Here is a 21,605-nt window from a genome sequence, read left to right as displayed (position 1 = left end):
CAGCGGCAGTGGCGCCGCTGCTCCGGCACGGGCCGTTCAGCCCAGGGCGGCCCGTGCCGCGCGGGCGATTCCGTCCGCGTCGAGGCCGTAGTGCCGGTACAGGTGGGTCGGCGGCCCGATGAGGGCGTACTCGTCCCGGATCCCGTGCCGCACCACCCGGGCCGGCAGGCCCCCTTCGGCGACGACTTCGGCGACCGCGCCGCCGAGCCCGCCCAGGATGTTGTGCTCCTCGACGGTCAGGATCACGCCGGACCGGGCGGCCGCCCGCGCCACCGCGTCGGCGTCCAGCGGCTTGATCGTGTGCATGTCCAGCACGCCGGCCGAGATCCCCTCGGCCTCGAGCGCCGCCGCCGCGGCCAGCGCGGGGTGCACCATCGATCCGGTGGCGATGATCGTCAGATCGCTGCCCGCCGAATGCTCGATCGCCCGCCCGATGGTGAATTCCCGGTCGCCGCGGTCGTAGACGTCGGGATCCTGCCCGCGCCCGATCCGGAAGTAGATGGGTCCCGGCCAGGCGGTGGCCGCCCGCAGCGCGGACCGCAGCTGCGCCGCGTCCGCCGGGGCGATCACGGTCAGGCCCGCGATGCTGCGGGTGATGGCGAGGTCCTCGGTGGCGTGGTGGGACGTGCCGTAGTAGCCCAGCGTGATGCCGGCGTGGTGGCCGATCAGCCGGACCGGGAGCCGGGTGTAGGCCACGTCGGTGCGGATCTGCTCGCACGCGAGCAGGGCCAGGAACGAGGCGAAGGTGGCCACGTGCGGCTGCCAGCCGGTGGTGGCCAGGCCCGCGGCGGCCGACACCATGTGCTGCTCGGAGATGCCGAACTGCACGTAGCGGTCCGGGTGGCGGTCCTGGAAGCGGATGAGGCCGTTGGAGTACTTCAGGTCCGCGGTGCCGGCGAGGATCGGGTGTCCCTCGTCCACCAGGTCGCCGAGGGTGTCGGCCAGCGCGTGCAGGCCGGGGGCGCGGTCGAGCAGCGTCAGCAGGTGCCAGGATTCGGGCTGCAGCCCGGGTGCGACGCTCATCGGCCCCTCCGCAGTTCCTCGATCGCGTTGCGCTCGTCCTGCTCGGCGAGCCAGCCCAGGTGCCAGCCGAACTCGGCCTCCATGTAGGAGATGCCCTTGCCCTTCACGGTGTCGGCGATGATCACCGCGGGAGCGGTGCGCGTGGTGTCCGCGACGACGTCGCGCAGGAGGCCGAGCAGCGCGGCCACGTCGTGGCCGTCGACCCGGTGGGCCTGCCAGCCGAAGGCGCGCCACTTGTCCTCGAGCGGCTCGATCCCGGTGACGGTGTCGATCCGGCCGTCCAGGGAGTGGTCGTTGCGGTCGACGATCGCGATCAGGTTCGACACCCGGTGGTGGGCCGCGCCGAGCGCCGCCTCCCAGATCTGGCCCTCGTGCAGCTCGCCGTCGCCGAGGAGGACGAAGACGTTCGAGTCGTAGCCCCGCATCCGGGTGCCCAGGGCGATGCCGGTGCCGGTGGAGAGCGCGTGGCCCAGCGATCCGCTGCTGAAGTCGATGCCGGGGATCCGGGTCATGTCGGGGTGATCGCCGAACGCGTTGCCCAGCCGGGTGTAGGAGTCCAGCTCGCGGGGGTCGAAGAACCCCCAGTCGGCCAGCAGCGGGTACAGCGTCGCCGCGGCGTGGCCCTTGCCGAACAGGAAGCGGTCCCGCTCGGGCCAGTCCGGCTCGCCGCGCTTCAGCCGCATGACGCCGTAGTAGAGCGTGGCGAGGATTTCCGCGCAGGAGAAGCCGGAGGCGTAGTGGCCGGTCTTCGCGATGGAGATCAGCCGGACGGTTTCCAGGCGGGCGTGCAGCGCGCGCTCGCTGATGGTGTCGATGAGGTCCGCGAGCCCGGGCCGCGGATCGGGTTTGACGACTGTCATGAGACGGCAAAGTACCGCCTATCGGGCATGCTGTCCATAGAACGAGATTCCTTTCTGATGGTCGTCGTGTCCGCACAGCGGTAAGATTCCGAGGTGGCGAATGACGGAAGCGTGATGCTGGTGCGCAAGGTGGCGCAGGTGCTCGACCACCTCGCGCAGGGAGAGGCGACGGCGGCGGAGCTGGCCGAGGCGCTGGGGGAGCCGCGCAGCTCGGTCTACCGGCTGCTGTCCAGCCTGCAGGCCGAGGGCCTGGTGGAGCACGGATCCCGGCGCGGGCAGTTCCGCCTGGGGTTCAAGCTGCTCACCCTGGGCACCGCGGTGGTCGCGCGGTTCGACGAGCGCGAGTTCGCGCAACCGGTCCTGGAACGGCTGCACCACCTGACCGGGGAAACGGTCTTCCTGTGCGTCCGCCGGGGGGACGCCGCCGTGTGCATCGAACGGCTCGCCGGCAAGCGGGTGCAGTCGCTGGCCTTGCAGCTGGGCGGGTCGCTGCCGCTGCACGCGGGCGCGGCCTCCCGCGCGCTCCTGGCGTTCGCGCCGGAGACCGAATGGGAGGCCTACCTCGAGCGCAACGTGCCGTTGCCGCGCTTCACCGGGTCCACGCCCGCCGAGCCCGGCGCGCTGCGCAAGCTGCTGCGGCAGGCCCGGGAGGACGGGTTCGCGCTCAGCGACCAGGACGTGACGGTCGGCGTGGCGGCGATCGGGGTGCCGGTCGTGGACTACCGGGGTGAGGTCCGCGCCGCGGTGTCGATCAGCGGTGTGCGCGAGTCGATCCTCGGCGAGGACTTCCCCCGCTGGCGCGACCTGCTGCTCGACGCGGGGCAGGAAGTGTCGCGCGCGCTGGGGTCGGAACTCGCGGGCAAGAACATCGCGCGGTTCGACTGACGGCGCTCGCCCGGTCGCGCTCGACCTGAAATTCTCACCTACTAGACGAGTCGTCCTTTGTGTGAGAATGTGTCTCCCAACGCGGGGCGCTCCAGCCCCTGCCTGACGGCTGAGGGAGGCCAGTCATGGTCGACGGTGACCTGTCCGGTCGGGTCGTGGTCATCACCGGCGCGGGCGGCGGGATCGGGCTCGCCTGCGCCCGGCGCGTGCTGGACGCGGGCGCCCTGGTCGTGGGTGCCGACCTGGAGACCACGCGGCTCGAGGAACTCGCCGGCCCCGACCGGGTGCGGGCCGTGCGCGCCGACCTGCGTGCACCCGGCGCGGCGGAGGAGATGATCGCGGCCGCGCTGGAGGCGTTCGGGCGCGTCGACGTGCTGGTGAACAACGCCGGGGTCGCCCCGGTGCGGGACGGTTTCCTCGGCATCACCGACGACGACTGGGCCGCGACACTCGAGCTGAACCTCATGGGCTACGTCCGGGCGGCCCGCGCCGCGGTGGCGGTGATGCGCGACGCCGGCTCGGGCGTGCTCGTCCACATCGCCTCGGAAGCGGCTCGCATGCCCAACCCGCGGCTGCCGGACTACAGCGTGTCCAAGGCCGCTGTGCTGATGCTGTCCAAGGTGCTCGCCGCCGAGTTCGCGCCGTCCGGCATCCGGTCCAACGTGGTCTCCCCGGCATTCGTCCGGTCACCCATCTACGACCGTCCCGGTGGTCTCGCCGACAGCCTCGCCGAAGAGTTCGGAGTGGACCGCGAGACCGCGCTGCGGCGATACGTCGAGCTCAACGGCATTCCGCTCGGGCGGCTCGGCACCGTCGGCGAGGTCGCCGAGATGGTGGCGTTCCTGGCCTCCGACCGCGCGGGTTTCGTGACCGGCGCGAACTTCTGCGTCGACGGCGGCGTGACCCCGGTCGTCTGACGATCCAGCCGATCCCTGCCCCTCCGCGAACAGACAAGGAATCAACGATGATCCATCGCATGCTGCCCTCGTGGCGGCCGCTGCGCCGCGCCGGCGCACTGGCCGCGGCCGGGCTCACGGTCCTCGCCGCACTCACCGGCTGTGCCGCCGGCGCCGGTTCCGGCGACGGCGGTCTCACCGTCGGCGTGACCCTCAACGCCGCGTCCAACCCGTTCTTCCTCGCCGAGGGCAAGGCGATCGAGGAGGCGGCCGGCCCCGGGGTGCGCGTCACCGTCCAGTACGCCAACGCCGATGTGGCGACCCAGAGCAACCAGATCGACGCGTTCATCCGCCAGCGCGTGGGTTCCATCGTGGTCGACGCGGTCGACTCGGACGGGATCGGGCCCGCGGTGCTGCGCGCCAAGCAGGCCGGCATCCCGGTGGTGGCCATCGACGTCGCCGCCGCGGGCGCCGACGCCACCGTCGCCAGCGACAACGTCCAGGCGGGCCGCGACGCGTGCGCCTACCTGGCCGAGCAGCTCGGCGGCCGGGCGAAGATCGCGATCGTGGACGGCTCGGCGGTCTCGGCCATCGCCGACCGCATGACCGGCTGCCGCCAGGCTCTCGCGCAGGCGCCCGGGATCGAGGTCGTCGCCACCCAGCGCGCCGACCTGACTCGGGACAAGAGCATGACCGTGGCGAGCAACATCCTCACGGCCCACCCCGACGTCGCCGGGTTCTTCGGCGTCAACGACCCGACCGCGATCGGCATCGCGCTCGCCGCGCAGCAGAAGGGCGCCCGCGTGAAGGTCGTCGGCGTGGACGGCGCCCGCCAGCTGACCGACCTGTTCGGCGAGGGCCTGATCATCGGCACCTCGGGGCAGGACCCGGCGAAGCTCGGACGCACCGGCCTCGACCTGGCCACCCGCCTCGCGCGCAAGGAGCAGGTGCCCTCCGCGCCGGTGCTGATCCCCACCGTGCTGGTCACGCCGCAGACCCTCGGCGCCTACCCGAGCTGGGGCTGACATGGCAGTCCACAACGACACAGCCGACACAGCCGTGGTGCGGCTGGAGGACGTCACCAAGTCCTTCGCGGGCAACCCGGTGCTGCGCGGTGTCTCGCTCGGCCTGACCCCCGGCGAGGTGCACGTGCTGGCCGGGGAGAACGGGGCGGGCAAGTCCACGCTGATCAAGGTGCTGACCGGTATCCACGCCCCGGACAGCGGCCGCGTCCTGGTCGACGGCGTGCCGGTGACCTTCACCGGCCCCGGTGACGCCCGGCAGCGCGGGCTCACCGTGGTGCACCAGGAACTGAGCCTGGTGCCGGAGCTGACCGTGGCCGAGAACATCGTGCTCGGCCGGGAGCCGCGGCGGCGCGGCGGACGGTTCGACCGCCGCGCGGCCCGGGCACGGGCCACCGACGCGCTGGCCCGGGTCGGCGCGCCGCTCGATCCGGACGCCCGCGTGGCCGACCTGGGCACCGGGCAGCAGCAGCTGGTCGAGATCGCCCGCGCCCTCGCCGACCACCCGCGCGTACTGGTGCTCGACGAGCCCACCGCCGCGCTGTCCGACGAGGAGGCCAACGCGCTGCTGGGAATCGTCGCGGAACTGCGCGACGCCGGCCTCGGCCTGCTCTACATCAGCCACCGGATGGCCGAGATCGACCGGATCGCCGACCGCGTCACGGTCCTGCGCGACGGCCGGGTGGCCGACACCATGTCCCGCGCCGGGATGAGCGAGGACCGGATCGTGACCTCGATGGTCGGGCGGCCCGTCGCGAACCTCTACCAGCACGGTGAGCGGCGCCCGTCGGCGGAGGTGCGGCTGCGGGTGGAGCGGATCAGATCGCGGGACGTGCGGGAGTGCTCGTTCCAGGTGCGGGCCGGTGAAGTGGTCGGGCTCGCCGGCATCGTCGGCGCCGGCCGCAGCGAGCTGTGCCGCCTGATCGCCGGGTTCGACCGCGGCGACGGAGGCGTCGTCACCGTGGACGGCCGGCCGGTCGACACCCGGCGGCCCGCGTCCGCCGCGGCCGCGGGCATCGTGATGCTGCCGGAGAGCCGCAAGAGCCAGGGCCTGTTCCCGGCGATGTCGGTGGCGGACAACGTGTGCGCCGGCACCCGCCTGGGCCGGCGCCCGCTGGGCCGGACCTCGGCGGGCGCACGCAGGTCCGCCGCGCGCGCCTACGCCGACCGGATGCGGATCAAGGCGGCCGGCCTGGACCAGCGCGTCGCCGAACTGTCCGGCGGCAACCAGCAGAAGGTCCTGCTCGCCCGGTGCCTGGCGCGCCGCCCCGCGGTGCTCATCCTCGACGAGCCCACCCGCGGCGTCGACATCGGCGCCAAGGCCGACATCTACGCCCTCGTCAACGAAGTCGCCGCGCGCGGCGTCGCCGTCGTGCTCATCTCCTCCGAACTGCCCGAGGTCCTCGGCCTCGCCGACCGCGTCCTGGTGATGAGCGGACGGTCGATCGTCGCCGAGCTGTCCGGCGCGGCGATGACGGAGGAAGAGGTCATCCGGCACGCGACCGGCCCGGCCGACGCGGCCGCCGAACTCACCCGGAGGTGATCCGATGGAAACCACGTCAGTGACCGAAGCCGTCCCGCGCGAGCGCCCGGACCCGCGGCGCAGGCCGCGCGGACGGGCCAGCGTGACCGACTGGCTGGGCGTGCTGTCCGCGTTGCTCGTGCTCGTCGTCGTGTTCGCGATCGCGGCGCCCTACTTCTTCACCGTGCCCAATCTGCTGGACATCGCCCGGCAGATCGCCGTCACCGCGATCCTCGGCGCGGGCCTGACCTTCGTCATCATCACCGCGGGCATCGACCTGTCGGTCGGCTCGGCCGTGGGCGTCACCGCGTTCGTGGCGGTGTCCCTGTCGCTGGGAGGCGTGCCGGCGCTGGTCGCGCTCCCGGTGGCGCTCGCGGCCGGCGTGGCCATCGGGCTCGTCAACGGCGCGCTCGTGGCCGGTCTCGGGCTGGCCCCGTTCATCGTGACCCTGGCCGCGCTCACCTACCTGCGGGGCGTGACCTACGTGGGCACCGACGGGACCACGCTGTTCTCCACCGACCTGAGCTACGCGACGCTGGGCAGCGGGGCAGTGCTGGGCATCCCGACTCCGGTGCTCGTCATGGTCGCGGTGTTCGCGATCGGCGGCTACCTGCTCAACCGCACGGTGTTCGGCCGGTGGGTGTTCGCCGTGGGCGGCAACCCGGAAGCGGCGCGGCTGGCCGGGATCCCGGTCCGGCGCGTGCTCGTGTGGGTGTACGTCCTGTCCGGACTGTGCGCGGCGATCGGCGGCGTGATCGCCTCGGCCCGCCTGCAGAGCTCGGTTCCCGACCTCGGCAGCGGCTACGAGCTGTCCGCCATCGCGGCCGTGGTGCTCGGCGGCACCTCGCTGATGGGCGGGCGCGGCTCGCTGACCGGAACCTTCCTCGGCGCCGCCATCATGGGTGTGCTGGTCAACGGCATGACGCTGCTCGACGTGTCGTCGTTCTACCAGCAGATCATCCAGGGGGCCGTCATCGTCGTCGCCGTGGCGCTGGACCGCCTGCGGTCCCGCCGCACCGGAGCGGGCCCGGCCTGAGCCGGATCCACGAAACCACTGGGAGAGAACAACAGTGACAACTCGGACCACACTCGTCGTCGGTGCGCACGGCGTGATCGGCGGGGCGGTGGCGCAGCGGTTGCGCGACCACGACCGGCCGGTGGCGACGCTGGCGCGCCGCGGCCCGGTCACGCTCCCCGACGGCAGCGTGATCGACGACCACGTGCAGGTCGACCTGCTCGACCCCGCGGCCACCGCCGCCGCGCTGGCCGGCCGCGCGGACATCACGGAGGTCGTGTTCGCCGCCTACGTCGAGCGCGAGACCATGGCGGCCACCGTCGGCCCGAACGTCGCCATGCTGCGGAACCTCCTGGACGCGCTGCACGCGAGTGCGTCCGCCGTGCGGCACGTCGTGCTCATCGGCGGCGGCAAGTCCTACGGGGAGCACCTCGGCCACTACAAGACCCCGGCCAAGGAGAGCGATCCGCGCTTCCTCGGGCCGATCTTCTACAACGACCAGGAAGATCTGCTGTGGACGGACGCGGAACGGGCGGGGTACACCTGGACGGTGCTGCGGCCGGACGGGGTGCTGGGGGTCAGCCTCGGCTCGCCGATGAACCTCGTCACCGGGCTGGCCGTGTTCGCCGCGGTCAGCAAGCACCAGGGCGTGCCGCTGCGGTTCCCGGGCACGCCGCAGGTGTGGACCGCCCTGCACCAGGCCACCGACGCGCGGATCGTCGCCGGCGCCGTCGAGTGGGCCCTGGACAGCCCGGCCGCGCGCGGTGAGGTCTTCAACGTCACCAACGGCGACCACTTCCGCTGGCAGCACCTGTGGCCCGACATCGCCGGGTTCTTCGGGATGCCCGCGGCCCCGCCGCAGCCGATGCCGCTGGCCGAGCAGATGGCGGACAAGGGCGCCACCTGGGGCGCCCTGGCCGCCGCCCACGAGCTGCGGCCGCTGCCGTTGTCCGCGCTGGCGTCGTGGCCGTTCATCGACGGCTGGCTCGCCAACGGCGCCGACATGGTGCAGAGCACCATCAAGATCCGCCGCGCCGGGTTCACCGAGTGCATTGACACCCACGACAGCTTCCTGGACAACCTCGACCGGATGCGCGCCCTGCGCCTGATCCCGTGACCGCCCGCGACCCTCAGGAGACGATGATGACGACGCCCGGCCCGGAGACGATCGCCGCCAGCTGGCTCGACGAGTTCGGCAACCTGCTGACCCACGGGGCCGATCTGTCGCCGCTGTTCGCCGGCGAGTGCTACTGGCGCGATCTGGTGGCGTTCACCGACGACATCCACACGGTCGCGGGGGAGCGGGTGCCCGCCGAGCTGGCCGCCCTCCAGCCGGTCGCGAAGGCGTCCGGATTCCGGGTCGCGGCCGGCCGCACGCCGCCGCGGTTCGTGGAGCGCAACGGGATCCGCACCCTGGAGGCGATCTTCGAGTTCGAGGTCACCGCGGGCAGCGGCGCGGGCGTGGTGCGCCTGGTCGAGGAGCCCGGGCGCGGTCACGTGGCGCGGACCCTGCTGACCACGCTGGACCAGCTGGCCGGCTACCCGGAGCCGGTCGGCGAGAACCGGCCGGTCGGCCAGCGCGACTCGGCGAAGTTCGGGGGCCCGAACTGGCTCGACCGCCGGGAGGCGGCGCGCGCCTACGCCGATCACGAGCCGGACGTGCTCATCGTGGGCGGCGGGCAGAGCGGGCTGGCGCTCGCCGCGCGCCTGGGACAGCTCGACGTCGACACGCTGGTGGTCGACACCCACGAGCGCCCCGGCGACAACTGGCGCAAGCGCTACCACGCTCTCACGCTGCACAACGCGGTGTGGCTCAACGACCTGCCGTACCTGCCGTTCCCGCAGACCTGGCCGGTGTTCGTGCCCAAGGACAAGCTGGCCGGCTGGTTCGAGTCCTACGTGGACGCGATGGAGATCAACTTCTGGGGTGGCACCACCTTCGAGGGCGCCGCCTACTCCGCCGCGAGCGGCACCTGGGAGGCCCGGGTGCGGCGCGCCGGCGGCAGCACGCGCGTGCTGCGCCCGAAGCACGTCGTGATCGCGACCGGGGTGAGCGGCCTGCCGTTCGTCCCGGACCTGCCCGGCCTGGGCGAGTTCGCGGGGGAGGTGGTGCACTCCAGCGCCTACCAGGACGGGGCCGCCTACGCCGGCCGCCGCGTCATCGTCGTCGGCACCGGCAACAGCGGCCACGACGTGGCGCAGGACCTGCACGCCAACGGCGCGTCGGTGACCATGATCCAGCGCAACCCCACGACGGTGGTGAGCATCGAGCCGAGCGCCGCGCTGGCCGACGCCTCCTACCTGACCGCGCCGACGCTGGAGGACAGCGACCTGATCGGGCTGTCGGTGCCGTACCCGGATCTCGTCGTGGGCGCCAAGCAGCTCACGGCGCGGATGAAGGAGCTGGACCGGGACCTCGTCGCGGGGCTGAACCGGATCGGGTTCCGCACCGACTACGGCCACGACGAGACCGGGCAGCAGATGAAGTACATGCGCCGCGGCGGCGGGTACTACCTCAACGTCGGGTGCTCGGACCTGCTGATCTCCGGCGAGATCGGCCTGGTGCAGTGGGCGGACGCGGACCGGTTCACCCGCGAGGGCCTGCGCATGTCCGACGGCTCGGTGGTCGAGGCCGACCTCGTCGTGCTCGCCACCGGGTACCAGAGCCAGCAGGAGGGCCTGCGGCGCCTGATGGGGGACGAGGTCGCCGACACCGTGGGACCCATCTGGGGCTACGACGACGAGGGCGAGGTCCGCAACATGTGGCGGCACACCGCGCAGCCGGGGCTGTGGTTCACCGCGGGCAACTTCCAGATGTGCCGGACCTACTCCAAGGTGCTCGCCTTCCAGCTGCGGCGCAGCCTGGACCAGGCGGGGTGAGGCGAGCGGTCAGCTCCGCGGGGGCTCGGCCGGCGAGCCGGGCCAGTCCTGGCCGCGCGTCCACGAGTCCAGCACGATCAGCGTCTTCGTGCTGGTGATGCGGTGGCTGCGGCGCAGCTCGTCGACCGTGCGTTGCAGGTGCTGCACGTCGCGCACCCGCAGCCACACCAGGGCGTCGGGGTCGCCGGCGATGGTGAACACCGCCTGTGCCTCCGGCATCCGCGTGGTCGTCTGCACGATCTCGTCCACGTTGGTGGTGCCGAAGAACCGCAGCTCGGTGAAGGCCTCGATGCCCCAGCCGAGCTTGGCGTGGTCGACCTGCACGGTGAACCCGGTGATGACGCCGGTCTCCCGCAGGCGGTCGACGCGCCGCTTCACCGCGGCCGTGGACAGCGTGACGCGGGAGGCGATGTCGGACAGCGTCCGGCGGGCGTCCTCCCGCAGCAGGGCCAGGATCTCCCGGTCGGTCCCGTCGATCAGTTCGTCGGCCATGGCGCGTGATCGTACGCAACAGATGTGAGCCGGTGCACTCCTCGCCGGAGGATCTTTGCGTGCTGCGCCGAGCAGGACCGCTCGTTGTTGCGCCGCCGCACGTCCTTGGCTGAAGTGATCCACGTCCCAACCGGCGTGACGCGAAAGGCCCGGCATGACGACCTTCACCCTGGACGAGCGGTACGTGCGCGACTCGGGAACCGTCTACCTGACCGGCGTGCAGGCCCTGGTGCGGGTCGTGCTGGACCGCGTCCGGCTCGACCGGCGGGCCGGGACGGACACGGCCGCCTTCGTCTCCGGCTACGAGGGCTCGCCGCTGGCCGGGTTCGACCTGGAGCTGGCGCGGCGCTCCGCGCTGCTGGACGAGCACGCGGTCGTGCACCGGCCCGGGCTCAACGAGGAGCTGGCCGCCACGTCGGTGATGGGCAGCCAGCTGGCCGCGAACCTCGGCGCGCTGCGCCCGGACGGCGTGACCGGCTGGTGGTACGGCAAGGCGCCGGGCCTGGACCGCGCCACGGACGCCCTCCGGCACGCCAACCTCGCCGGCACCCACCCGCGTGGTGGCGCGGTCGCGCTGGTCGGGGACGACCCGAACGCCAAGTCCTCGACCGTGCCGTGCGCGTCCGAGCACGCGCTGGCCGACCTGGCGATGCCGGTGTTCTTCCCGGCGGACTCCCAGGACGTCCTGGACCACGGGCGGCACGCGGTGGAGCTGTCCCGCGCCAGCGGGCTGTGGTCGGCGATGAAGATCGTCGCGAACGTCGCCGACGCGGCCGCCACCGCGGTGGCCGGCCCGGCGTGGTCCGCGCCGGTGCTGCCCGAGGGCGCCTACGGCCACCGCCCGAGCGGCCGCCTGGTCGGCCCGGAACTGGCCACGCTGGAGCACAGCCTGCACCGGGTCCGGCTGCCGCTCGCCCTGGAGTACGTCCGGGCCAGTGGGGTCAACCGGATGCTGCGGTCCGGCCCCGGGGACCGGATCGGGATCGTCACCGCCGGGAAGTCCTATCTGGACGTGCGGCAGGCGCTGCGCACGCTCGGCCTGGACGACGACGCACTGGCCCGCTACGGCATCCGCCTGCTCAAGCTGGGCGTGATCCACCCGGTCGAGCCGGGGATCGTCACCGAGTTCGCGCGCGGCCTCGACCGGATCGTCGTGGTGGAGGAGAAACGCGCGCTCGTCGAGCCCGCCGTCAAGGAGATCCTCTACGGCCACCCGGGCGCGCCGCGGGTGCACGGCAAGACCGGTCCGGACGGCCGGACGCTGTTCAGCGAGCTGGGCGAGCTGGACCCGGACGCCATCGCCCAGGGCCTGGCCCGCGTGCTCGGTGACATCGAGCCGGTGCGGGCCTGGCGGGGGCGGCGCCGCCGGGAGCGGATCGCGGTGCCGCTGCTGGCCCGCACCCCCTACTTCTGTTCGGGCTGCCCGCACAGCTCCTCGACGAAGGTGCCCGAGGGCACGCTCGTGGGGGCCGGCATCGGCTGCCACACGATGGCGTTGTTCATGGAGCCCGAACAGGTCGGCGACGTCGTCGGCATCACGCAGATGGGCGGCGAGGGCGCCCAGTGGATCGGGATGGCGCCGTTCGTGGCGACGCGGCACCTGGTGCAGAACATCGGCGACGGGACCTTCACCCACTCGGGCAGCCTCGCCGTGCGGGCGGCGGTCGCGGCGGGCGTGAACATCACGTTCAAGCTGCTGCACAACTCGGCGGTGGCGATGACCGGCGGGCAGGACGCGGTCGGGGCGCTGCCGCTGGACAAGCTCGCCGCGCTGCTGCTCACCGAGGGCGCCGCCAGGGTCGTGATCACCTCCGACCAGCCGCGCCGGCTGCGCCGCCTGCGGTTCCCGCGCGGGGTGCAGGTGCGCTCCCGCGACGACCTGCTGCGCACCCAGGAGGAGCTGGCCGCCGTCCCGGGCGTCACGGTGCTCATCCACGACCAGGAGTGCGCGGCGGAGAAGCGGCGCAAGCGGCGGCGCGGCAAGCAGGAAACCCCGGCGACGAAGGTGTTCATCAACGAGCGGGTCTGCGAGGGCTGCGGGGACTGCGGGGTGAAGTCCAACTGCCTGTCCGTGCAGCCGGCCGACACCGAGTTCGGCCGCAAGACCCGCATCCACCAGGCTTCGTGCAACGTCGACTACTCGTGCCTGAAGGGCGACTGCCCGTCGTTCGTGACGGTGGTGCCCGGCGACCGCCCGCGGCGCCGCGAGCTGCCGCCGCTGGACGCGGCGGCCCTGCCCGAACCGGTGGCCGCGTCCGGTGACGTGGCGGTGCGGATCACCGGGATCGGCGGGACCGGCGTGGTGACCGTCGCGCAGATCCTGGCCACCGCCGCGGTGCTCGACGGGCGGCACGTGCGGACCCTCGACCAGACCGGGCTCGCGCAGAAGGGCGGCGCGGTGGTCTCCGACGTCAAGATCACCACCGGGCCGGTGGAGCAGGCGGCCAAGCTCGCCGCGGGGGAGTGCGACCTGTACCTGGCCTGCGATCCGCTCGTGGGCGCCGACCCCACGTACCTGGCGGTCGCCGACCCGGCCCGCACGGTCGCCGTGGTGTCCACTTCGGAGGTTCCCACCGGGCGGATGATCGCCGACACCGCGGTGTCCTTTCCGGACCGGTCGTCGATTCAGTCCGCTTTGGACGGTGCGACGGCCCGCGGTCACTACCTGGACGCGCGCGCGGCGGCCGAGGCCCTGTTCGGCGACGACCAGTTCGCCAACATCCTCCAGCTGGGCGCGGCGTACCAGACCGGCGCGCTGAACGTCAGCGCCGCGGCCATCGAGCGGGCCATCGAGATCAACGGCACCGCGGTGCCGGCCAACCTGCAGGCGTTCCGCCGCGGCCGGCAGCTGGTGGCCGACCCGGACGCGCTGGCCGCCGAGCCGGCCCCGGAGCCGGCCGTCGGTTCGGTGGATGCGGCCGCGGTCCGCCGGGTGCGGTCGCTGGTCCGCACCGAGGGCGGCGAGCTGGCGCGGCTGCTCGACGTGCGCGTGCCGGACCTGATCGCCTACCAGGACGAGGACTACGCGCGTGGCTACGCCGAGTTCGTCGAACAGGTCCGCGCCCGCGCCGGCGACGGCCCGGTCGCTGAGGCGGTCGCCCGCAACCTCTACAAGCTCATGGCCTACAAGGACGAGTACGAGGTGGCGCGCCTGTCGCTCGACCCGGCGCTGGCCGCCGGGATCGAGGCGCAGTTCGGCCCCGGCGCCCGGTACGCGCTCCAGTTCCACCCGCCGGTGCTGCGCGCGATGGGGCTCAACCGCAAGATCGGGCTCGGCCCGTGGGCGCGGCCGGTGCTGCGGCTGCTGCGGGCCGGACGGCGCCTGCGCGGCACCCGGTTCGACGTGTTCGGCCACGCCGAGGTGCGGCGCGTGGAACGGCAGCTGATCACCGACTACCGCGCGGCGATCACCCGCGCGCTGGCCGGCCGGGCGCCCGAGCCGGTGCTGCTCGAACTCGCCGAGCTGCCGGACGTGGTGCGCGGCTACGAGGAGGTCAAGCTCGCCGGGGTCGCCGAGTACCACCGCCGCCAGGCGGAGCTGCTGGAGCGGGTCGATCACGCGGGCAGCGGCCGCACGCCGGTGGCGTGAGCGGCGGCTGGGGCCCGGGCTGGGCGGGGCTGGTGCTGCTCGAATTCGCCGGGGTTGCCGAGTACCGCCGCCGGGACCCGGGTCAGGCCGGCCGCGCGAGGAAATCCGCCACCAGGTCGCTCGCCTCGGGGCGGCACTCCTCGAAGTAGGCGTGCCGCGCTCCCGGGAACACGTGCACCCGCGCGCCGGGGATGCGTTGCGCGATCAGGGTGGCGTTCACGGCGGGGGTGAGCTGGTCGTCCTCGCCGTGCAGGACCAGCGTCGGCGCGGTGATGCGCGGCAGCGCGTCCCACGCGTCGTGCTCGTTGCTCGCCCGCAGGTGGTGCTTGCGGGCGTGCGCGGGCATCGACGCATCGCCCAGCGTGCGGTACGGCCCGGGGTGCGCGGCCCGCCAGCCCGGCGTGTACATCAGGTCGGCCAGCGTCTCCGCGGCGTCCGGCCGGAGCAGCGCCCGGCGCACCTCCGCCGAGCGCTCGACGGCGTGCTGCCCGCCCGGCGAGGCGCAGCCCAGCACCAGCCGGTCCACCCGCTCCGGGTGCCGGATCGCCAGCCACTGCGCGACCCGCCCGCCCATGGAGGTGCCGTACACGTCCGCCCGCTCGATGCCGAGCCCGTCCAGGACCGCGACGACGTCGTCGGCGAACAACCGGGTGGAGTAGGGCGCGTCGGGTTTCCCGCTCGCCCCGGTGCCGCGGTAGTCCATGGTGATCGTGCTGTGGGCCGGGTGGAAGTCGCCGCGGGTGGAGTCCCACCAGGTGTGGTCGTTGGCCTGGCCCGCCAGCAGCACGAGGGGACGCCCCGTGCCCTGCCGCTGGACCGCGAGCGTGGTTCCGTCCGCCGCGATCACCTGGTCGGTCATGACTCTCCGTTCTCCCGTGGTCGTACCCCCAGTCTCTCACCGGATCGAATGGGGTGACGCTCCTTGCGGCCGCTGTCACAGCCGTGGTGCGATCACGGTGTCCGAAAAGGACCGGCGATGGGGGAGGACCATGGCGCGTGCCCGGCGGTTTCCGCGTGTTGTCCCAGTGGCTGCCGTGCTCGTCCTGTCGGCGCTGGTTCCCGGCGTGGCGAACGCCGGCACCGCGGAGGTCGCGCCCGGGTGCGTCCGCCTCGACCAGTGGGAGACGCAGGACGTCAGCGACAAGGAGTGGAACTCGTGGGCGCGGATGACCAACCACTGCGACCGGACCTTCACGGTGCGGATGATCTGGTCGTGGGCGCGGGACGGCGAGTGCCGGATCCTCGACCCGGGCACCTCGTGGACCGAAGGCCGCCTCGGGCCGCACCCCTCGGTTTCGGAGTTGCGGCGCTGCTGAAGGGAGTCGGCTCGTGAGACACCGGCGATGGGCGGTCGTGCTGGCCGCCACGGCGGGATGGGCGACCGCGGCCACCACGGCCGAAGCCGCCCAGCTCACCCCCGCGGAAGCCGCCCCGGCGTGCTTCTCGCTGCGCCAGTGGGACGACTGGACGATCACCGGGTTCCGGTCCCACGCCGAGGTGAAGAACAACTGCCCGCGGGCCTACCGGGTGCGGCTGATCTGGGACGACGACTTCGACGGATCGTGCAGGTCCATCCTGCCCGGCACGGGTTTCACCGAATGGCGCGTGGGCAAGATGCCCTCGGTGGAGGAGATCCGGCTCTGCTAGGGGCCTCCGCGCGGTCTCGTGTCATGCTGTCTGCCGGACAGCCGCCACGACCGAACGGATGCGAGAGTGACCGACCACGCCACCACCACCTTCGACGGCGTCAGCCGGGTCGAGGAGATCGCGCCGGGCCGCTTCGCGGCGCAGGCGCATCCGGACTGGACCATCGGCGGCAAGCCCAACGGCGGCTACCTGCTGGCGATGCTCGGGCGCGCCGCCACCCACTCCGCGTCCCACCGGGACGTGCTCGCGGCCAGCGCGCACTACCTGCGCGCGCCGGAACCGGGTCCGGTGGAGGCGGCCGTGGAGGTGTTGCGGACCGGCCGCTCGGCGAGCCAGGTGCGGGCCCGCCTCACCCAGGGCGACCAGCCGTGCGTGGAGGCGATGTTCACCCTCGGCACGCTCGACGCGGAGTCCAAGCCGTACTGGAGCGAGGGCATGCCCGAGCCGGAGGGGCGCGAGTATGCCGAGTGCGTGCCGGTCACCGGCCCGGCCGGTGGCGGCCCGGGGCCGGCGATCATGGACCAGGTCGACCTGCGCATCCAGCCCGAGGACCTCGGCTTCGGCCGGGGCGCCCCGAGCGGGGCCGGCGTGCTGCGCGGCTGGCTGGGCCTGCCCGGCGGCGCGGACTTCGACCCGCTGGCCCTGCTCTACGCCGTGGACGCGTTCCCGCCCGCGACGCTGGACATCGCGCTCACCGGCTGGGTGCCGACGCTGGAGCTGACCGCCTACGTGCGCGCGCTGCCGGCCCCGGGCCCGGTGCGGGTGCTGCACCAGGCGCGGCTGATCGAGGACAACCGCGTGGACGAGGTCTGTTTCGTGTGGGACAGCCGGGGCCGTCTGGTGGCGCAGGCGACTCAGCTGGCGGGTATCCGCCTGGACCCGCCTGCCTGAGTGTGGGTGCGGTGATCCGCCTGGCCTCGCGAGCGCCGTTGGTGAGCATGTTTGTGGTGCAGCCGGGGCCGTCTGGCGGGTATTCGCCTGGGTCCGTCTGCCTGAGTGTGGGTGCGGTGATCCGCCTGGCTTGGCGGGCTCGCCGGGCGGTGTGGGACAGCCGGGGCCGTCTGGTGGCGCAGGCGACTCAGCTGGCGGGTATCCGCCTGGACCCGCCTGCCTGACTGTCCGTTTCCGGCCACCGCCCTGGCCCGGGCGAGCCGGACGGGCACACAATCGCCGGGTGTCCGCGAACCCGGCCGGAGGTGGCCCCGTGACGACCGATCCCGCCCTGCTGGGCGCGGTGCTGCACCGTTACCGCGTCTCCCATCTGCGACTGGTGCCGGTCGCCGCGGCCGCGCTGGTCGTCGCCGTGGTCGTGGGCGCCGGCACCGTGCTGATGATGCGCTCCGGCTACTCCTACCGGTACACCACCAGTATCAGCTTCGGCATCGTCGTGACCGCATTGGCCGCGCTGCTCGCGCTGTTCTTCGCCGGGCGCCTGATCCGGCGGGGGCCGTCCGAGACGTTCGAGGTGCGCGCCGCGGGCCTGGTGCACACCGCCAAGGGACGCACGCGGGCCTGGCCGTGGCACGCGGTCACCGCGGTCACGCCGTTCCGCCCGCACCGCAGCACCGTCCTGACCCGCCTGCTCATCCGCGACTACAGCTGCGTCGTCACCTTCGCCGACGGCGCGAAGATCCGGTTCACCGGCGGCCTGGACGGGCACGAGCTGCTGGAGCACACGATCCGGAGCAACTCCACAGTGGACCCTCAAGCGCCGAGGAGGTAGCCCACGCCGCGCACGGTGTGCAGCACCGGTGGCGGCCCGAGCTTGCCGCGCAGCCCCGCGATCAGCACGTCGAGCACGTTCGAGGCGGGCGGCACGAACTCGTCCCACGCCGCGGCGATCAGCTCGGCCCGGCGGACCGGCCGCCCACCCGCGGCGACCAGCCGCTCCAGCACCACGAACTCCTTCGCGGTCAGGGTCAGCAGGGTGCCGGCCCGCCGCGCCTCGTGCCGTCCGGCGTCCAGCTCGACGTCCCCGTGCCGCAGCACCGGGGCGGGCGGCGCCGCGCCGCGGCGGCACAGGCTGCGCACCCGCACCACCAGCTCGGCCATCGCGAACGGCTTGACGAGGTAGTCGTCGCCGTGGGCGAGCCCGGCGATCCGGTCGCCGACGGTGTCCCGCGCGGTCAGGAACAGCACCGGCACCGGCCAGCCGCGCCGCCGCAGCCCCGCCACGTACCCCAGGGCGTCCCCCGAGGGCAGCATGCGGTCGAACACCGTGCAGTCGTAGGAGTTGACGCTCACCGCCTCGTCCGCCGCGGGCAGGTCGGCGGCCACGTCCACCGCGAACCCGGACCCCCGCAGCGAGGCCTCGACGGCCACCCGGAGGTTCTCGTCGTCCTCGGTGACCAGCACACGCACCCCGCCACGGTATCGCCTCACCACGGCCGGTTCCTGCCAATACCCGCAAACCGGGCGAACGAGATCCGGGGGCACGCTAAGCTTCCGTGCACACGCTCCCCGTGATGAAGGATCCGCCGTGTCCGCACCTGTGACGACCCAGCCCCGGGTGCTGGTGGTCGAGGACGACGAGGACCTGCGGGTCGCGGTGACCGCGGAACTGTCCGCCGCCGGTCTCCGGCTGGACGCCGCCGCGAGCCTCGCCGAGGCCTCGGCCGCCCTCGCCGCGGCCGGGCACGCCTGCGTGGTGTTCGACCGGATGCTGCCCGACGGCGACGCGATCGGCTACGTGCACCGGCGGCGGCTGGCCGGATGGGCGGTGCCGGTGCTGTTCCTCACCGCGCGCGACACGGTGCAGGACCGCATCGCCGGCTTCGAGCACGGCGGCGACGACTACCTGGTCAAACCGTTCGCCCCGGCCGAGCTGGCCGCCCGGGTGCTCGCGTTGTGCCGCCGGTCCGGCAGCGGGCGGCCGTCGGTGCTCCGGCACGGCGGCCTGGAGGTCGACTGCGCCCGCCGCGAGGTGCGCCGCGATGGCGTCCTGGTCACGGTGTCCGGCAAGGAGTTCGCCGTGCTGGAGTACCTGATGGCGCGGCCGGATCAGGCGGTGCGGCGGGAGGAGCTGATCGAGCACTGCTGGGACTCGAGCACCGACCCGATGTCGAACGTGGTGGACGTGGTGGTGCGGCGGCTGCGGGGGAAGCTGGGCGAACCGGACCCGGTGCAGACCGTGCGCGGCGTCGGCTACCGGATGGCGCCGTGAGCGGCCCGCGTCCCGGTTCGGCGGCCGAGCGGCTGCGGCGCCTGCGGTGGGTGCTCACCGGCCTGTTCACCGCCCTGAACGCGGTCGGCCTGCTGGTGTTCGCCATGCTCGTGGTGCAGGCCGACAAGGACCGGGGCGAGCAGGCGCTGGACGGGGAGCTGCGCCGCGTCACCTCCACCATGTCCCGGGTGCTGCAGTACGACGACGCGCTGGTCACGGCGTTCCTCGCGGAGGACGAGCTGAGCACCAAGTGCCCCCAGTTCGCGGTGCTGCCCAGCGGCGTCGAGCGGTTCGACCCGTTCTTCAGCCAGCGCGTCTGCGTGCCGGTGGACAACGCGGTGCTGGGTGGCCTGGCCCAGCGCGCCGCGCAGTCCGGCACCCTGCTGAAGGGCAACGTGCGTGCCACGGACGGTCGTCTGGTCCGGATCGGCGCGGAACCCTTCCGCAACCCCAGGGGCCAGTACGTCGGCGCCGTGGTCGCGGTCATGGACGCCGAACCGGAGCAGTCGCGGCACGAGCAGATGGTGCTGATGGTGATCGGCGGGTGCGTGCTGCTGCTGGCCGCGGTCGGGGTGGCCGGGCACCTGCTGTCCGGGCGCGCGATCCGCCCCGCGACCGCCGCGCTGGAGCAGCAGGAGGTGCTGCTCGCCGAGACCGCCCACGACCTGCGCACCCCGGTCGCGGCGCTGCGGGCGCTGGCCGAGACCGCGACCCGGCACCCCGACCAGGGCGCCGAGCTGCTGCCGCGCACGGTGCGCCTGGCCGGGCGGATGGGCAGCATCATCGACGGCCTGCTGGTGCGGGCGCGGCTCGCGGCCGGGGTGGAGCGGCTGGCGATCCAGCCGGTGTGGCTGGACCAGCTGGTGACGGGCGTGGTCGCGGAGACCCCGGCCGAGGACGCCCAGATCACCGTGACCGCCGCGCCGACCCGGGTCGACGCGGATCCCGCGCTCGTCCAGCGCGCCATCAGCAACCTGCTGGACAACGCGATCCGCTACGGCAGGCAGCCGGGCGCGCAGGCGCAGGTGCACATCACCGTCGCCGGCGGCCGGGTCACCGTGGCCGACCACGGCCCCGGGATCGACCCGGCGGTGGCCGCGGAGAACTTCGACCGCTTCAGCAGCGGCGGCGGTTCCAGCGGGCTCGGGCTGTCGATCGTGCGCTGGGTCGCGCAGGCGCACGGCGGTGTGCTCCGCGTGTACAACGCCGAGGAGGGCGGCGCCATCTTCGAACTGGTGCTGCCGCTCAGCGACGCCGCCCACCCCGGTTTCGGCCGGCCCGGCTCCGGTCAGCCCGGTTTCGGCCAGCCCGGTTTCGGTCAGCCCGGTTTCGGTCAGCCCGGTTTCGGTCAGCCCGGGGCCCCGTCCTGGTTCAGCGAGCATCGGGGGTAGATCCGCATGGACGAGCGAGCTTCCCGGTCCGGCCTGCGCCGCCGCCTGCCGACGGCGCTGCTGGTGGCGGTCGTGGTCGCCGGGGTCGCGGTCGCGGTGTCGGCCGCGGGCCGGCCGCTGCCCGGGCTGAACCTGGCGCAGGGCGGGCACTGGATCGCCTTCCCCGGCCTGGACCGGGTCTTCCACATCAACGGCTCGGCCCGCACCGTGGACGCCTCCGCGGAGGTACCGGGCCTGGAGCCGGGCAGCCAGGTCGTGCAGGGCGAGACGAGCGGGTACGTGGTGGGGCGCTCGCGGATCTACGAGTTCGGCAAGTCCGATCTCAGCGTGGAGCGCAGCTACGTCCCGCCCACCGGCGAGGTGCCGGTGGCGATCGAAACCCCGGGCGGCCCCTACCTGGTCTACCGCGAGGCCGGCCGGGTGGTGCGGCTCGGCGACGGGGCGGTGACCATCCCGGCGGGCGGCGTGCTCGGCGACCCGGTCGCCACCCCGGACGGCACGGTGTGGTTGCACCGCCTGGATTCCGGGGTGCTGTGCCGGCTGCCGCGCGACGCGGAGCAGGTGTCCTGCCCGGTCGCCGCGCCCGCCGGGCACACCGGCGGGCTGACGGTGGTCGGCCGGGACGCCGCGTTCGTCGACACCACGTCGGACGTGCTGCGCCCGGTGACCGGGGACGGGTTCGGCGAGCCGGTGCCGGCGCGGATGGACCTGCCGCCCAACGCCCGGATCGCCCCGGCGGACGCGGACGGCCGGGTGGCCGTGCTCGACCCGGCGACCCGGCGCCTGCACCTGGTCGACTCGGCCGGCCTGGACGAGCGGCGGGCGCCCGCGGCGCCGATCAGCCTGGCGCTGGCCGACGGCGACTACGCCGGGCCGACGGTCAGCGGATCGTCGGTGGTGCTGCTCGACCTGACCCGGAGCACGGTGCTGACCTACAGCAGCCAGGGCGATCCGAAGCGGACGATGCCGGTGCCGCCGGAGGCCGGCGAACCGCGGCTGGCGCGCGGCGAGGACGCCCGCGTGTACGTGGACGGCGCCGAGGGACGGCACGTGCTCGTGGTCGACCACGACGGCGCGGTGAACCAGGTGCCGGTGGTCGGTGCGCAGCGGCCGGACGAGCCGGGCGCGCCGGTGGCCCCGCCGCCGGAGGCGCCCGTCACCCAGCCCCAGGACCGGCCCCAGAACGGGCCCCAGAACGGGCCCCCGACCGGGCCCAGCGT

General features: G+C 73.6%; 19 protein-coding genes and 1 pseudogene. 15 read left to right on the top strand and 5 right to left on the bottom strand.

What is annotated here, in order from left to right; all coding sequences use genetic code 11:
* Nucleotides 1-36: 36 nt before the first annotated feature.
* Together D0D15_RS12690 and D0D15_RS12685 are read right to left on the bottom strand one after the other, a co-directional pair.
* The gene (locus D0D15_RS12690) at nucleotides 37-1,023 is read right to left on the bottom strand and encodes a transketolase family protein (protein ID WP_094005409.1); all 987 of its coding nucleotides are present in this window, start codon (nucleotides 1,021-1,023) and stop codon (nucleotides 37-39) included.
* The gene (locus D0D15_RS12685; RefSeq protein ID WP_094005410.1) at nucleotides 1,020-1,883 is read right to left on the bottom strand and encodes a transketolase; all 864 of its coding nucleotides are present in this window, start codon (nucleotides 1,881-1,883) and stop codon (nucleotides 1,020-1,022) included. Before D0D15_RS12685 ends, D0D15_RS12690 begins: the two co-directional genes overlap by 4 nt.
* A gap of 93 nt (nucleotides 1,884-1,976) precedes the next feature.
* On the opposite strand from D0D15_RS12685, the gene D0D15_RS12680 reads away from it, so the two are divergent.
* From D0D15_RS12680 to D0D15_RS12650, 7 genes are all read left to right on the top strand, one after another.
* Complete coding sequence (locus tag D0D15_RS12680) at nucleotides 1,977-2,768, top strand: IclR family transcriptional regulator (RefSeq protein ID WP_094005411.1); 792 nt, start codon at nucleotides 1,977-1,979, stop codon at nucleotides 2,766-2,768.
* A gap of 125 nt (nucleotides 2,769-2,893) precedes the next feature.
* The gene (locus tag D0D15_RS12675) at nucleotides 2,894-3,685 is read left to right on the top strand and encodes an SDR family NAD(P)-dependent oxidoreductase (protein ID WP_094005412.1); all 792 of its coding nucleotides are present in this window, start codon (nucleotides 2,894-2,896) and stop codon (nucleotides 3,683-3,685) included.
* Between the two features lie 47 nt (nucleotides 3,686-3,732).
* Nucleotides 3,733-4,689, top strand: coding sequence for a substrate-binding domain-containing protein (locus tag D0D15_RS12670; RefSeq protein ID WP_094005413.1), 957 nt, complete (start codon nucleotides 3,733-3,735; stop codon nucleotides 4,687-4,689).
* Nucleotide 4,690: 1 nt separating this feature from the next.
* Nucleotides 4,691-6,229 carry a sugar ABC transporter ATP-binding protein gene (locus D0D15_RS12665; protein ID WP_094005414.1) on the top strand — a complete coding sequence of 513 codons (1,539 nt, stop codon included), beginning with the start codon at nucleotides 4,691-4,693 and terminating at the stop codon, nucleotides 6,227-6,229.
* Between the two features lie 4 nt (nucleotides 6,230-6,233).
* Nucleotides 6,234-7,244, top strand: coding sequence for an ABC transporter permease (locus tag D0D15_RS12660; RefSeq protein ID WP_094005415.1), 1,011 nt, complete (start codon nucleotides 6,234-6,236; stop codon nucleotides 7,242-7,244).
* 34 nt (nucleotides 7,245-7,278) lie between these two features.
* Nucleotides 7,279-8,340, top strand: a complete 1,062-nt coding sequence (locus D0D15_RS12655; protein WP_094005416.1) for an SDR family oxidoreductase — start codon at nucleotides 7,279-7,281, stop codon at nucleotides 8,338-8,340.
* Nucleotides 8,341-8,366: 26 nt separating this feature from the next.
* Nucleotides 8,367-10,103, top strand: coding sequence for a flavin-containing monooxygenase (locus tag D0D15_RS12650; RefSeq protein WP_198958218.1), 1,737 nt, complete (start codon nucleotides 8,367-8,369; stop codon nucleotides 10,101-10,103).
* A 9-nt stretch (nucleotides 10,104-10,112) separates the two neighbouring features.
* Here the strand turns inward: D0D15_RS12650 and D0D15_RS12645 are convergent, their stop codons facing one another.
* On the bottom strand, nucleotides 10,113-10,595 hold the full coding sequence (locus D0D15_RS12645; protein WP_094005417.1) for an Lrp/AsnC family transcriptional regulator: 483 nt from the start codon (nucleotides 10,593-10,595) through the stop codon (nucleotides 10,113-10,115).
* A gap of 154 nt (nucleotides 10,596-10,749) precedes the next feature.
* Here D0D15_RS12645 and D0D15_RS12640 point away from each other — a divergent pair, with 154 nt between their 5' ends.
* The gene (locus D0D15_RS12640; protein ID WP_094005418.1) at nucleotides 10,750-14,184 is read left to right on the top strand and encodes an indolepyruvate ferredoxin oxidoreductase family protein; all 3,435 of its coding nucleotides are present in this window, start codon (nucleotides 10,750-10,752) and stop codon (nucleotides 14,182-14,184) included.
* 82 nt (nucleotides 14,185-14,266) lie between these two features.
* Here the strand turns inward: D0D15_RS12640 and D0D15_RS12635 are convergent, their stop codons facing one another.
* Entirely contained in the window at nucleotides 14,267-15,043 is a 777-nt protein-coding gene (locus D0D15_RS12635) for an alpha/beta fold hydrolase (RefSeq protein WP_094005419.1), read from the bottom strand.
* 166 nt (nucleotides 15,044-15,209) lie between these two features.
* On the opposite strand from D0D15_RS12635, the gene D0D15_RS12630 reads away from it, so the two are divergent.
* The 4 genes from D0D15_RS12630 (at nucleotide 15,210) to D0D15_RS12615 (ending at nucleotide 17,554) form a co-directional block, all read left to right on the top strand.
* On the top strand, nucleotides 15,210-15,500 hold the full coding sequence (locus D0D15_RS12630) for a hypothetical protein (RefSeq protein ID WP_143266186.1): 291 nt from the start codon (nucleotides 15,210-15,212) through the stop codon (nucleotides 15,498-15,500).
* A gap of 13 nt (nucleotides 15,501-15,513) precedes the next feature.
* Nucleotides 15,514-15,831 (top strand): hypothetical protein, encoded by a 318-nt coding sequence (locus D0D15_RS12625; RefSeq protein WP_115944449.1) that lies wholly within the window; start codon nucleotides 15,514-15,516, stop codon nucleotides 15,829-15,831.
* 66 nt (nucleotides 15,832-15,897) lie between these two features.
* A complete protein-coding gene (locus D0D15_RS12620) occupies nucleotides 15,898-16,722 on the top strand; it encodes a thioesterase family protein (protein ID WP_094005422.1) in 825 nt (274 codons plus the stop codon).
* Between the two features lie 313 nt (nucleotides 16,723-17,035).
* A complete protein-coding gene (locus D0D15_RS12615; RefSeq protein ID WP_094005423.1) occupies nucleotides 17,036-17,554 on the top strand; it encodes a hypothetical protein in 519 nt (172 codons plus the stop codon).
* On the opposite strand, the gene D0D15_RS12610 is transcribed toward D0D15_RS12615, so the two are convergent.
* Nucleotides 17,536-18,192: a winged helix-turn-helix domain-containing protein gene (locus D0D15_RS12610; protein ID WP_094005424.1), complete on the bottom strand. Its 657-nt coding sequence runs from the start codon at nucleotides 18,190-18,192 to the stop codon at nucleotides 17,536-17,538. The genes D0D15_RS12615 and D0D15_RS12610 overlap by 19 nt on opposite strands.
* A gap of 118 nt (nucleotides 18,193-18,310) precedes the next feature.
* Between D0D15_RS12610 and D0D15_RS12605 the strand changes: the two genes are divergently transcribed.
* From D0D15_RS12605 to D0D15_RS12595, 3 genes and pseudogenes are all read left to right on the top strand, one after another.
* The gene (locus D0D15_RS12605; RefSeq protein ID WP_233157252.1) at nucleotides 18,311-18,994 is read left to right on the top strand and encodes a response regulator transcription factor; all 684 of its coding nucleotides are present in this window, start codon (nucleotides 18,311-18,313) and stop codon (nucleotides 18,992-18,994) included.
* Nucleotides 18,991-20,385 (top strand): sensor histidine kinase, encoded by a 1,395-nt coding sequence (locus tag D0D15_RS12600; RefSeq protein WP_115944448.1) that lies wholly within the window; start codon nucleotides 18,991-18,993, stop codon nucleotides 20,383-20,385. The genes D0D15_RS12605 and D0D15_RS12600 overlap by 4 nt, the downstream gene beginning before the upstream one ends.
* Nucleotides 20,386-20,391: 6 nt before the next feature.
* Nucleotides 20,392-21,605 (top strand): annotated as a pseudogene (locus D0D15_RS12595) (fibronectin type III domain-containing protein); the annotation flags it as partial.

The sequence above is a fragment of the Amycolatopsis thermalba genome (genome assembly GCF_003385215.1).
GTDB classification, from domain to species: domain Bacteria; phylum Actinomycetota; class Actinomycetes; order Mycobacteriales; family Pseudonocardiaceae; genus Amycolatopsis_E; species Amycolatopsis_E thermalba.
Note: the sequence above shows the minus strand (reverse complement) of the source record. Positions and strands in the feature narration are given on the sequence as shown.

Bases quoted from the DNA above. Each gene is read 5' to 3' on its own strand.
- D0D15_RS12675 (WP_094005412.1), top strand. From the start codon at position 2,894: ATGGTCGACGGTGACCTGTCCGGTCGGGTCGTGGTCATCACCGGCGCG.
- D0D15_RS12665 (WP_094005414.1), top strand. From the start codon at position 4,691: ATGGCAGTCCACAACGACACAGCCGACACAGCCGTGGTGCGGCTGGAG.
- D0D15_RS12660 (WP_094005415.1), top strand. From the start codon at position 6,234: ATGGAAACCACGTCAGTGACCGAAGCCGTCCCGCGCGAGCGCCCGGAC.
- D0D15_RS12690 (WP_094005409.1), bottom strand. From the start codon at position 1,023: ATGAGCGTCGCACCCGGGCTGCAGCCCGAATCCTGGCACCTGCTGACG.
- D0D15_RS12640 (WP_094005418.1), top strand. From the start codon at position 10,750: ATGACGACCTTCACCCTGGACGAGCGGTACGTGCGCGACTCGGGAACC.
- D0D15_RS12685 (WP_094005410.1), bottom strand. From the start codon at position 1,883: ATGACAGTCGTCAAACCCGATCCGCGGCCCGGGCTCGCGGACCTCATC.
- D0D15_RS12635 (WP_094005419.1), bottom strand. From the start codon at position 15,043: ATGACCGACCAGGTGATCGCGGCGGACGGAACCACGCTCGCGGTCCAG.
- D0D15_RS12650 (WP_198958218.1), top strand. From the start codon at position 8,367: ATGACGACGCCCGGCCCGGAGACGATCGCCGCCAGCTGGCTCGACGAG.
- D0D15_RS12645 (WP_094005417.1), bottom strand. From the start codon at position 10,595: ATGGCCGACGAACTGATCGACGGGACCGACCGGGAGATCCTGGCCCTG.
- D0D15_RS12670 (WP_094005413.1), top strand. From the start codon at position 3,733: ATGATCCATCGCATGCTGCCCTCGTGGCGGCCGCTGCGCCGCGCCGGC.